Origin of the sequence: Rothia nasimurium (assembly GCF_928381705.1) — a bacterium.
Classification (GTDB): Bacteria; Actinomycetota; Actinomycetes; order Actinomycetales; family Micrococcaceae; genus Rothia; species Rothia nasimurium_G.
Genome location: NZ_CAKMSR010000001.1, coordinates 152,924 through 164,695 on the forward strand (window position 1 = coordinate 152,924; position 11,772 = coordinate 164,695).

General features: G+C 60.8%; 10 protein-coding genes. 2 read left to right on the plus strand and 8 right to left on the minus strand.

Annotation, left to right across the window (positions count from 1 at the left end; genetic code table 11):
* Positions 1-115 precede the first annotated feature (115 nt).
* Both purF and purM read left to right on the plus strand, forming a co-directional pair.
* Entirely contained in the window at positions 116-1,840 is a 1,725-nt protein-coding gene (purF, locus tag L6762_RS00730) for an amidophosphoribosyltransferase (RefSeq protein ID WP_237185102.1), read from the plus strand.
* Positions 1,841-2,983, plus strand: a complete 1,143-nt coding sequence (purM, locus tag L6762_RS00735; RefSeq protein ID WP_237185103.1) for a phosphoribosylformylglycinamidine cyclo-ligase — start codon at positions 1,841-1,843, stop codon at positions 2,981-2,983.
* A gap of 79 nt (positions 2,984-3,062) precedes the next feature.
* On the opposite strand, the gene L6762_RS00740 is transcribed toward purM, so the two are convergent.
* The 8 genes from L6762_RS00740 to L6762_RS00775 form a co-directional block, all read right to left on the minus strand.
* Entirely contained in the window at positions 3,063-4,301 is a 1,239-nt protein-coding gene (locus L6762_RS00740; protein ID WP_237185104.1) for a bifunctional glycosyltransferase family 2/GtrA family protein, read from the minus strand.
* Between the two features lie 5 nt (positions 4,302-4,306).
* On the minus strand, positions 4,307-5,338 hold the full coding sequence (locus L6762_RS00745; RefSeq protein ID WP_237185105.1) for a phosphodiester glycosidase family protein: 1,032 nt from the start codon (positions 5,336-5,338) through the stop codon (positions 4,307-4,309).
* 202 nt (positions 5,339-5,540) lie between these two features.
* Positions 5,541-5,879: an endonuclease domain-containing protein gene (locus L6762_RS00750; RefSeq protein ID WP_237185106.1), complete on the minus strand. Its 339-nt coding sequence runs from the start codon at positions 5,877-5,879 to the stop codon at positions 5,541-5,543.
* A 960-nt stretch (positions 5,880-6,839) separates the two neighbouring features.
* Positions 6,840-7,046, minus strand: coding sequence for a DUF3073 domain-containing protein (locus L6762_RS00755; RefSeq protein ID WP_237185107.1), 207 nt, complete (start codon positions 7,044-7,046; stop codon positions 6,840-6,842).
* Between the two features lie 318 nt (positions 7,047-7,364).
* The gene (locus tag L6762_RS00760; protein ID WP_237185108.1) at positions 7,365-8,888 is read right to left on the minus strand and encodes a carbohydrate-binding domain-containing protein; all 1,524 of its coding nucleotides are present in this window, start codon (positions 8,886-8,888) and stop codon (positions 7,365-7,367) included.
* Positions 8,889-8,946: 58 nt separating this feature from the next.
* Positions 8,947-9,819 carry a polyphosphate polymerase domain-containing protein gene (locus L6762_RS00765; protein WP_237185109.1) on the minus strand — a complete coding sequence of 291 codons (873 nt, stop codon included), beginning with the start codon at positions 9,817-9,819 and terminating at the stop codon, positions 8,947-8,949.
* Positions 9,820-10,028: 209 nt separating this feature from the next.
* Positions 10,029-10,622 carry a DUF4956 domain-containing protein gene (locus L6762_RS00770; RefSeq protein WP_237185110.1) on the minus strand — a complete coding sequence of 198 codons (594 nt, stop codon included), beginning with the start codon at positions 10,620-10,622 and terminating at the stop codon, positions 10,029-10,031.
* Positions 10,623-10,781: 159 nt separating this feature from the next.
* Entirely contained in the window at positions 10,782-11,714 is a 933-nt protein-coding gene (locus L6762_RS00775; protein ID WP_237185275.1) for a Sir2 family NAD-dependent protein deacetylase, read from the minus strand.
* Positions 11,715-11,772 lie beyond the last annotated feature (58 nt).

Consider the following 11,772-nt stretch of genomic DNA (forward strand, 5'->3'; position numbering starts at 1 on the left):
TTTACTTATCAGTAGCGTATCGGGCAGGTACACTTGATATGTTCGCTCGCTCACGTGTGCTACCCCACGCTGCACGGCGAGATAACCACCCCACAACAAGAGACGGAAAACCACCTTGGCTCGTCCTGACGGAAAACTATCCTTCGACCTTGACCCCGTTGATCACGGCCCTAAAGACGAATGCGGCGTCTTTGGTGTATGGGCCCCCGGCGAAGATATCGCTAAGCTCACCTACTACGGCCTCTACGCTCTACAGCACCGCGGCCAGGAGTCAGCCGGTATCGCCACCAGCGACGGCAAACACCTGAACGTCTACAAAGATATCGGCCTGGTGTCCCAGGTTTTTGACGAGGTCACCCTCAACTCCATGACCGGCCATATGGCCATCGGCCACTGCCGCTACTCCACTACCGGCGGCAACATCTGGCAGAATGCCCAGCCGACCCTGGGCGATACCCCCCACGGCACCCTAGCCCTGGCCCACAATGGCAACCTGGTTAACTCAGCAGACCTCTACGACCGCCTGCTGGCTAAGAACGGCGGCAAGCGCCCCGAACGCGGCGAGCTGGCCCAGGGCAATACCACCGATACCGCCCTGGTCACCGCCCTGCTGAAAGACCACGACTTCGACAGCCTTGAAGAGGCTGCCCTCGATTTGCTCCCCACCCTTTCAGGTGCTTTCTGCCTGGTTTTCATGGACGAGCACACCCTGTACGCTGCGCGTGACCCCCAGGGCGTGCGTCCGCTGGTGCTGGGTCGTCTGGATCGTGGCTGGGTCATCGCCTCAGAAACCGCTGCCCTCGATATCGTCGGTGCGTCCTTCGTGCGCGAGGTAGAGCCCGGTGAGTTCATCACTATTGACGAGGACGGCTTGCGCTCCCAGCGCTTTGCCGAGGCCAAGCCTGCCGGCTGCGTCTTTGAGTACGTCTATCTGGCCCGCCCTGACACCACTATCTCGGGTCGCAGCGTCTACGAGTCCCGTGTTGAGATGGGCCGCCAGCTGGCTCGTGAGCACCAGGTGGAAGCTGACCTAGTCATGCCTACGCCCGAATCGGGCACTCCGGCGGCTATTGGCTACGCTGAGGAGTCCGGCATTCCCTTCGGTAACGGCCTGGTCAAGAACGCCTATGTGGGCCGCACCTTCATTCAGCCCTCGCAGACCATCCGCCAGCTGGGTATTCGGCTCAAGCTCAACCCTCTGCGCTCCGTGGTCGAGGGTAAGCGTCTGGTCGTGATTGACGATTCTATCGTTCGCGGCAACACCCAGCGCGCCCTGGTGCGCATGCTGAGAGAGGCCGGCGCAAAAGAGGTCCACGTGCGGATTTCGTCCCCGCCGGTCAAGTGGCCCTGCTTCTACGGCATCGACTTTGCCTCGCGCTCCGAGCTGATCGCTAACGGCCTGACCATTGAAGAGATCGGTAAGTCGCTGGGTGCAGATTCCCTGGGCTTCATCTCAGAAGAGGGCATGATTGCCGCTACCGAGCAGCCCCGCGAGCGTCTGTGCACCGCCTGCTTTACCGGTAAGTACCCCATCGAGCTGCCCAGCGAAGACCGCCGCGGCAAGTCCATCTTTGATGATTCCAAGGGGGGCCCGCTGGCCGGTACCGCGGCTGAGGTGACGGTGGAGCGTCCTGTTGCCCATAAGCCTTCTAAGGCCAAGGCGGTGTCTATCGAAACCCGCCCCGGCACCGAGTCGCTGGAACACAAGTTTGACGGTGCCCAGGCGTCATCGAGCACCGGCTCCTGTGAGCCTGGCCCCGATTCTGACCTTGAAGATTTAGTCCTTCCCCAAGATACGATTCCTGCCGATTCTACCGGCACTGACCGAGAGGCCCGCTAAATGAGCGAGAACCAGAACGCAGTTACCTACGCTTCGGCTGGTGTAGATGTTGAGGCGGGCGACCGCGCTGTTGAGCTGATGAAGGACGCCGTCAAGGCAACCCACGGGGCCGGTGTAGTGGGCGGTGTGGGCGGCTTTGCTGGCCTCTTTGACCTATCTGTGCTCAAGGATTACCGCAAGCCCTACCTGGCGACCTCCACCGACGGTGTGGGCACCAAGGTAGCGATTGCTCAGAAGCTCGATATCCACCACACTATCGGCCATGACCTGGTGGGTATGGTGGTGGATGACATCGTGGTGACCGGCGCCCGCCCGCTTTTTATGACCGACTACATTGCTACCGGCAAGGTGGTGCCTGAGCGTATCGCCGATATTGTGCGAGGCGTGGCTGAGGGTTGCTCCCTGGCCGGTACTGCCCTGGTGGGCGGCGAGACCGCTGAGCACCCCGGCCTGCTGGCTGAGGATGAATACGATGTAGCAGGTGCTGCTACCGGCATCGTTGAAGCGGACGAGCTGCTGGGCCCTGACCGCGTGCGCGAGGGCGATGTGCTGATTGCTATGGCTTCAAGCGGTATTCACTCTAATGGCTACTCCCTGGTGCGCAAGGTGCTCTCGGTTGCTGGCTGGGAGTATGAGCGTGAGGTCGCCGAGCTGGGCCGTACCCTGGGTGAGGAGCTGCTGGAGCCGACCCGCATTTACACCGCTGACTGCCTGGATTTGATTGAGGCTTTCCCGGTCAACGGTGAGGACGGGCAGACCGGTTCGGGTGTGCGCGGCTTCTCGCATGTGACCGGTGGCGGTCTGGCCGCTAACCTGGCCCGCGTGCTGCCGGTAGGCACCGTGGGTGTGGTCGAGCGTTCCACCTGGGAGATTCCCGCTATCTTCAAGCTGATTGGTGAGCTGGGTTCTGTACCCCAGGCTGACCTGGAACGCACCCTCAACCTGGGTGTGGGCATGATTGCTGTGGTTGACCCGTCGGTTGCTGATGCGGCCGTTGAGCGTCTGAACAAGCGTGGTCTGCCCTCCTGGGTCCTGGGTACCGTGCAGAAGGATACCGGCGAGCACAAGGCAAACCCCGATTATGTGCAGGGCGCTAAGGGCGTGGACGGCGGCGCTGCGGTGCTGTTGGGGGCCTACAAGTAGGTTTTAAAGAAACACATAAATGGTGGTGGGCCCCGGCGATTTGACCGGGCCCACCACCATTTTTCGTACCTGTTGAGGCTTAGGCAACCTTAAGCGGGGCTTGCGTCCCATGTATCTGCTCTCCTGATGCAGCCGAGGTGAGGGCCGCGTCCGTCCTCTTATGCTGTTCTGTCGGGCTGTTTTTCTGTTCAGACTGCTGTTGATCTGCAAAAACCCAGCGGCGCTGCACCGCAAAGCTCACCGGGATAAGTACCAGCTCAACGAGTACCTTAGCCACGAAAAGGGGTAGCCCGACCCAGGTGAGAGTTTCAAGTAGGGCCGTATTAGTAGCCAGAATCGCTACAGCTAGCAGAGCGTAGCGCCCCAGGGAGCGGTGGGCCTGCGGGCGGGGCCCGCCGTCATGCAGAACAATACGGTTGAGGGCAAAGTTGCACAGGGCGGAGATGACGCGGGCTCCCACCACCGCCAGAATTAGGGGCGATCCCAGGGCAACCAAGACCATGAGGGCCACCGTGTCGATGATGAAGCCCGAGAAACTCGCCGCCAGAAAAGCCAGGAGCGGGGCGTAAATCCGTAGGGAGTCCAGTACCGGGTTGAAGTGGCTGGTGGGATTACCCGGCTCATAGACCTTGGTAATGGGTATCTGGGCCAACTCAACCCCACAACGTGAGGCCCGCAGCAGCATATTGAACTCGTACTCATAGCGGTCACCGGGCAGCTCAAAAGCCCAGGGCAGAATCTGCGGGGTCAGGCCGCGCAGACCGGTTTGGGTGTCAGCCAGTTTCTGACCGGTCGACAGACCAAAAAGCGCAGCGGTCAGAGCGTTACCTACCCGCGAGCGCAGCGGCACCCGGGTGTCGGGGGCAGCGGGGTCAGCGATGGTGCGGACGCCCATCACTAGGGTTTTTTGCCCGGCGGACGCCCGTGCCTCAGCTTCCCTACCCACGGCCAGGATGTCGGCGGGCAGGTGCTGCCCGTCGGTGTCCGCTGTGACAACTACCTCGCCCGGCGCTTCCTGCTGGGCCCAAGCGATTCCCGCCCGCAGCGCCGCACCCTTACCGCCGTTGGCGGGCAGGTGCAGCACAGTCACCGATACCAGACCGGGCTGGGTAAAGCGGCGCTCGACCGAAGGAGCGGGAGCTAACCGGGCTCCCAGCCGCTCAACCTGCCCAAAGACAGGAGCAAAATCGGGGCCGGAGCCGTCATTGACCACCAGCACGCGGGCGGTGATGCCCTCAGCACTGGCACGGGTGTCTATGTCTTCGATGAGACGCATCAGGGAGGTATCAGGTTTGTAGGCGGGAATCAGGATCAGCATGACCTTTAGGCTCCTGCGATGTAAAGGATGTCGCTGGTTTCGCGCTCTTGGCCCTTGCCCAGCGGGTTATTGACCAGGGAGTCGTTGAAGAGCATGACGGAGGAGCCGCCACCGTCGATGTTGTAGGCGGTGGTACAACCGGCGTCAATCATTATCTGGGCCAGTTCGGTCATGGTGGCACCACGTGAGTAGCCCTCTGAGCGGCCGTCGACCACCATGAAAAGCAGGTGGTTGGTGCCGATGACGCCCACCGCGGTGCGGGGCTGCTCGCCCTGGATAGAGTGGTTACCGAAGTTGGTGTCGACTTCGACGTCCTCGATGCCGTCAAGAATCGCGCTGTTCTCCACCAGTGCTGGGCCGAAGGAGAGAGTGTTGAGCACGCCCTCATCAACGAGAGCCTGGGCGGTGGTGGCGGTTTCGTCGTAGATTTTGACGCTGCCATCGGCGTAGAAGGCTAGACCGGTGCGGGCAGGAGAGTCGCGGTAGACCACGCCGTTACGCACCACAATGCCGGTCTCGCGGAAGCCGTAGTAGTCGCCGTTGATAGCCCAGATAGCGTTGTGTTCTGCGCCGATGTTGCTGGGCAGGTCAACGATGTTCAGGCCGAACTGGTTGTTAGCGAAGGCCGAGCGCAGGATGCTCGCTGACCCCAGCTTGACCTCCGCGGTGTAGGCGGTGATCTGGTCGCTGGTGCCCTCGTTGAGCACGATGGTATTCAGGGCGATAGAGCCGTTATCTGCGGTGACGCCGGTGTCGGTCACCTGCATGTTGATCAGTTCAGTGTCGGATGCCGCGGCGCTCGTGGTGCTGTTCGAGGCAGCCTGAGCCTCGTAGGCGGCTACGTCTGCGATTTCGGTGTGGTCACGCAGGTAGCGGTTATAGGCCCAGCCGCCGCCCAGGCCTGCGGTACCCAAGAGACCCAGGCCGCCGAGGAGGGCGGTACGTCGAGTGGTTTTGGATTTGGCATAGCTGGTCTTCTGCTCTGCCTGGGTCTGCTGCGGGTTCTGTTCGATGTTCTGGTCTGCGCTGTTGTTCATACCTTCAACTATGGGCGGCTAACCCATGACGAAGGCTTGTCTAACCTATGCCCCAGCTGTGACTGCAACCGAGCGCACCTAGCCGAGCGCGGACGTCCGCGCCTACACCGCTAACCCTTTTCTAACTGTGGCGCTGACCGCCAAATGTGGCAACGCCACCGCCACATTTGGCGGTAGCCACAACATGTTGCGCTCACGCCCATCAGCGGACGCCCTTGTCCACCAGGTTCTTTCGCACAAGCTCAGGGTTATTCATCAGGTCGCTCCACCTAACACGCACAAAACGATAGCCTCGTAGCTCAAGGTCACGCTGACGAATAACCTCCTTCTGAAGCACATGATCCGGCTGCCCATAAGCTCCCGAGTACTTCACGTCTCCATCGACCTCCAGGATGACCTTGGCATCCTCCCACAAAAAATCAGGACGATAGTACCGCTGCCCCACCCAAATAACTTTCTGTTCCTCAGGCCGAGACAGGCCCCACGACATCACCAGATACCGTGCAACCGTCTCTGCAGGCGACTCAGATTTTTCGCTCATATACTCAGCTATCTTTTGACGCTGTTTCGAATACCTACCGCTGCTTTTGAGCAGGGCACTCCGCAGCTCGGCAGCTGGCACCAAACGGTGGTGCAGAAAATAGTCCGCAACGCACAAAGCACTCAAAAAAGGAAGACTCTGACAGCAGTCAAGTATCGTCTGAAGAGGCGTAGTCACAGCTAGCCCCTGATTCAGTACTGCCTGGTCACAGATTTCTTTGCGCGACCTACTCACATGTACACCCGGTTTTGACCGCACAGCAGAAGAAGCGCTGCTCACCCATATCTTTGCGGGTGCTTCCAATAAAGGCGCTCCCCACCAAAGAGCTGCAGATGAATGACTCAGCACATACTGAGGGTGCGTCTTCATAAACGCCACATGCTGGGCTATAAACCGGTGACGGCCGTCCCAACTTTGCCACGTCTGCACCGGCGTATAGGCATTGGTCGCGATTTTATACAGTAGACCCCGTCGACACCGCCGAGAAATTTCGGACGAGCTGATACCTTCGTCTTTCAGCTCCGATGAGGTTTTGATCTGATCGTATATCCTGCTCATACCCACTACCTTGACCACCAGACCTCGCGTTTTCTAGAGGGGGCGGTGAATCTGTGGATAACTTCAGCTATTTTTTGCTCTTATCAGCCTGTATGTCGTAGCGGCCTCGCTATGTGTTAAGAATCATCCACAGGGCTTGACAGCTTTGCAAGTATCGGCGCTGCTCCAGGAACCGCGAAGACGGACGACTCTGCGCGACGTGCCTAGCCGAGCACGGACGTCCGCGCCTACACCGCTAACCCTTTTCTAACTGTGGCGCTAACCGCCAAATGTGGCGACGCCACTGCCACATTTGGCGGTAGCCACAACATGTTGCGGCCCCGCCCATACAAAAGCCCGCCACCGGCGGGCGGTGGCGGGCTAGAAAAAGAGACGGGAAGAACCCGCGTGGTGCTACGCGGGTTACTTCTCTTGATAATCGTCGGCGTACTTATCTGCGTATTCCGAGTAGTCGTCCTCGTCATCGTACTGATAACCAGACGACTTAGACTGAGAGCCAGCATTCTTGCTGAGCTCCCGCTCAAGTGCAGTGTAGTCAGTGTCGGGGCTGAAGTACTTCATCTCCCGAGCCTGCCGAGTTGCTTTAGCCTTCTGACGGCCGCGCCCCATGGCGAGACCCCCTCTTTATCGCTCGTATCTGGCCACCCGCGTGCGCGCAGGGGTGTGCCAGAAAAACTTTCAGTCTTTTCTGTATCTAAGGGTACATGTTTTTGCGCGTCTTTGCTTGCCTGTTCGCCACATGAGATGTAAGAAACTGCTAAAAACCACAAAAAATATAGAGAACGGTCGTTTTATTTCACTTAGCTCCCCTCCTGGCAAAGAGAAGCTCCGCGTCACCCGACCAGAAAGAGGTGACGCGGAGCGGTAGGGCAGCCAGCGAAGGTCTAGGCTGCGAGTGTCGTTATCGCCGGCTGAGTCTATGGGGCTTTAGGGGCGGCCGCCGGGTGCCATACCACCCATGCCACCTGCGGCAGCACCGGAGGTTGCGGTAGCAGTACCGGCCTCTGAGCCGTTGACGCTGATGGTGTAGGTTTCACCCTCGGTGATGGAGCTACCGGCGACAACCACCTGGGAGATGGTCTTGGTTGAGGTGTATTCAGCTACAACCTCGCCGCTGGAGTTGGTGACGGTTACGGTGTCACCCGATGAGACGCTGGCAGAGAACTGGGCGTAGGCGCCCTCCATACCCTCGAACATATCGCCGGAGTCGCCCTGAATCAGGGTGCCGCCGGTGATGGTCAGGCCGCCCGCGGCGTCGGTTGCGCCGTTGCCGCCGGTGGAGGGACCGTTAACGATGACGGTGCCGCCTGAGATTTCAGCGGTGCCGTTGGAGTCAATACCGTCGCCCTCAACGTTCAGGGTGAGCTCGCCGCCGGTGATAGAGATGGACGCGTCAACCACCTGATCCATGCCGCCACCGAAGCCGCCGGAAGTGGTGGTTGAGGTTGAGTCGGTAGAGGGGATGGTTGCGTTGATACCGTCATCGGAGCTGGTGGCGTTGGTGGTGCCGCCGCTGACCGTCAGGTACTGACCTTCGATAGCTTCGACAGACTCTTCGATGGTCAGGCTGCCGCCAGCGATTTCAAGTTCACGTTCTGACTTGAAACCGTCGTCCCCGGCCTTGATATTGATAGTTCCCTCAAGCAGGCGCACCCAGCCGCGTTCGGCGTCCGTATCGTTGGTGGCCTTGATGCCGTCGCTGGTGGCGGTTACATCGATAGTGCCACCGAGAATGTCGACGTAGTCCTTGCCCTTAATGCCGTCGTCGGTTGCGGTGACTTCGATGGTTCCGCCTGCAATGGTCAGACCGTCGCCGCTGGCGATACCGTCGCCGTAGTTACCGGTGACTTTCAGGGTGCCTTCACCGGCCAGGGTCAGGTCGGTGCGGGCGTAGAGGGCGGCATCGGGGTCTTCGGTGCCGGTTGCGGCATAGGTTGAGCCGTCAGCGATGGTGTTGGTGGTGCCGGACTCGGTGTAGATGATGGTTTCGTTGGCGCTTTCGGCGTCGATGGCGGCCCCGTCCTTGTTGGTGATGGAGGCGTTATCGAGGATCAGGCGTACGACGTCCTCGTCACCGGCGGCAACCACAACCTGCCCGTCGGCCAGGGTGCCGGTGAGGCGGTAGTTACCGGCAGCGGTGATGGTGATGATGCCGTTGTCAACGGTTACACCGTCGGTGGCGGTGGGGTTGGAGAGGTCAATGCTAACTTCGGTTGAGGAGTCCCAGGTGAGGTCGTCTGCGTCGTAGTGGGTGTCGTAGCTGATGACTGAGGCTACGGTGCTTCCGGACGCGGTGGCGACAGCGGTTGCCGCTGCTGAGCTTGAAGAGGTGGTGGAGCTTGATGAGGTGGTGGAGCTTGCCGTGGTTCCTGCGGAGCAGCCTGCCAGGGCCAGGGTGCCGACCAGGGCTACGGAGGTCAGGGCTTTGGTGAGGGTTGCGGGCATCTTCATGGGTTTTTCCTTTGTTTTCTGGTCTTGGTTTGTGGAAAGTTTGTGGGGCTGGCTGGTTTTAGCTGGCCAGGGCCGCGAAGCGGGCTTCGGCTTCGACCGGCTGCAGGTACATGTTGCGGGCGATGGTTCGGTTCCACTTGTTGGAGGGCAAATCGGGGTTGAGGGCTGCCATACCGGTGGCGAACTTTGAAATCTTCGAGGGGCGGATGCCTGCCCGCCACAGGTGCTTGTCTGCTACCGAGGGGGCGGAGCCTGACTTGGTTTCGATGATGACCATGCCGGCTGCGGTGTAGTCGGTGCCGACCTCGTACTGGGAGTGGGGCCCTAAGGCTCGTTCGCTCATGGGTGTCCAGGTCAGGTGGGTGTCGATGGTCATGCGGGAGTCGACCGGGTTGTGTTCGGACGCCGGTAGCAGCACGGTGGTGCGGCGGTAGGCGGTGGTCAGGATGGGCTCGAAGGCTGTGGCCGGGGCGTCGATGAGGCCGCGCAGGGATTCTTCGACGTAGTCGCGGCCAGCGGCGTTGAGGTAGGCCCGGTCTGCGGCGGGGTAGGGGATGCGTTCCTTGACGGTGACTGCCCGGGCGCCCTCGGTCTTGACTTCGAGGAAAGTGTCGCCGGTGTCTACGTAGGAGCGGGTGCGGATCTTGTAGCGGTTGCGGCGGCCGGTGGCGGCCAGCTTGTAGGAGTCGAGGTTTTCAGTATCGAAGTAGACCGAGTCGTAGGCGAAGTCGCGTTCGCCGTTGATTTCGAGTACGGACGCATCGGCGGGCAGGTTGGAAAGTACCGCTGCGGCGTAGAGGCCGTCGACGATGTACTTGCGGTCGACGCGGGTCTGCATGGCTGCTTTGGCGTTCAGTTCGTCCAGGCTGATGCCGGGCCAGTGGGCCGGGACCAGGGTGGCGGTGTTCTGGGTGAAGGCTGTAGCAGTCATGGCGGTCTTTCTGTCGTGCTCTGTTCGGGCTGTTGTTAACAGTCTGGTGGGCGAAGCTATGTTTAAGCTGTGGTGAACTTAGCTTGAACTTATGCATGCCAAACTTTTTTATTTCCCCTTGTCAAAAGGTAAAAATAAGGACGCCCGACCCGGCTTTCTTGCCCCTGGCAAGTAAAGCGGGTGCGGGCGTCCTGCTCGCTCACTGACCCCTAGCGCACGCTGGTGAGGGAGCCGGTGGCGGGCAGAGTCTTCTTGGAATCTCCCACGGTGTAGCGGATGTTGGCGATGGTCTTGTCGTTGATGAGGTCAAGCTCGGCGATGGTGGCGTTCTCGATGCTGTAGCCCAGCTGGGTTGAGAGGTAGGCCTTGAGTTCTTCTTCGTCGCTGATGGCGCGGTCGACAATGATGGTCTGGCTGCGCAGGGTGGTCATGAGCTTGGAGTGGTCAACCACGAACATGATGGCCAGTAGCAGGGCTGAGAGGCCGAGAGCCAGGCCGATAGGTTCGAGGCCGATACCCATGAGCAGGCCGAGGGCGAGCGCTGCGAAGTAGTAGGCAACTTCGCGCTGGTCAAGCTCGGTGGAGCGTAGGCGGATAATGGACAGTACGCCGAAAAGACCCATGCCCATACCGGCGCTGGTGGCGTCGGCGTTAGCCAGGGCGACGGTGACGGCGAAGACGCCCACGTTGATGATGATGTAGGAGACCACGAGGTCGCGGCGGCGGTGGCGGGTCACGTACATGCCGCACAGAATCAGGATGGCGACGAGGTCGAGGGCGGCTGCTGTGATGATGGTGTTCACGGGGTTCTCCGAGGGGTGTATCTGGTCTTGCTTTGCTTGATAACCAGTGTTCTCTCAGAGTCTGTGTTTAGCCTGTGTTGTACTTAGCCTTCACTTATGAGCACCTACAGACAGCCCTTTTAGTGCCTTTGACCTGGTGAAACTCACAGAAGAAAAAGTTTAGATGCCTTCGTGCGGGGCTGTAACGGTGTAGAGGGCGTCGGTGACGTCGGCGCGCCAGAGGTAGGTGGCACGCGCGTCCGCCCGGCCCGGGCCCTGGTTGATGACGGCGATGGGCTTGCCCGCGCGGGCGAAGTCGAGGGCGATTTTGTAGGAGCTCATCACGGCCAGAGATGAGCCGAGAACCAGCAGGGAGCGCGCCCGCTCCCCCAGTTCTTTGACGGCCTGCTTGCGGGCAGGTGGAACGGGTTCGCCGAAGTAGACCACTGCGGGTTTGAGCTTGGTCGAGCCGCAGGCCAGGCAGCCGACCATCTGAAAATCCTGGATGAAGCGGGCGTCGATCTCAGCGTCCCCGTCGGGGTTGACCTGCAAGGTGGTGCTGGCGAGGCGTTCGAGGTAGCCGGGGTTGGCGGCCTCAATGCGGGCGTCCAGGGAGGTGCGGCCCTCGTCCGCCCCGCAGTCTAGGCACTCGATGCGGGAGAGGTCCCCGTGCAGGGTAACGACCTTACGGGAGCCGGCTGCGGTGTGCAGGCCATCCACGTTTTGGGTAATCAGCCCGGCAAGGCGCCCCTGGGCTTCGAGGTCTGCGAGCAGGTAGTGGGCGGTATTGGGGCGGGCCCGGTTCATCTGCCGCCAGCCCACAAAAGATCGGGCCCAGTAGCGCTGCCGCGCCACCTCGTCGAAACGGAATTCCTGGTAGGTCATGGGCCGGTGGTTACGCAGGGACCCGGCGGGGCCGCGGTAGTCGGGGATCCCTGAGCCTGTGGAAATTCCTGCCCCTGTGAGCACCAGAACCTGCCCGTCACGCAGGAGTTGCCGGATGCCGTCCGCTGCTACCTGCGGGTCGGTGGGCTGGGCTGTTTCGGCCACCACCCGGTCGATGGAGCGCAGGGCCGCAGCGTGGGTGGCGGCGATCTCGGCGTGCGCGGTGATGGACGAGGACGCCCCGGCAAAGCGGGTATCGAGCGTGTTGGGTGCGGGGCGGGGTTGA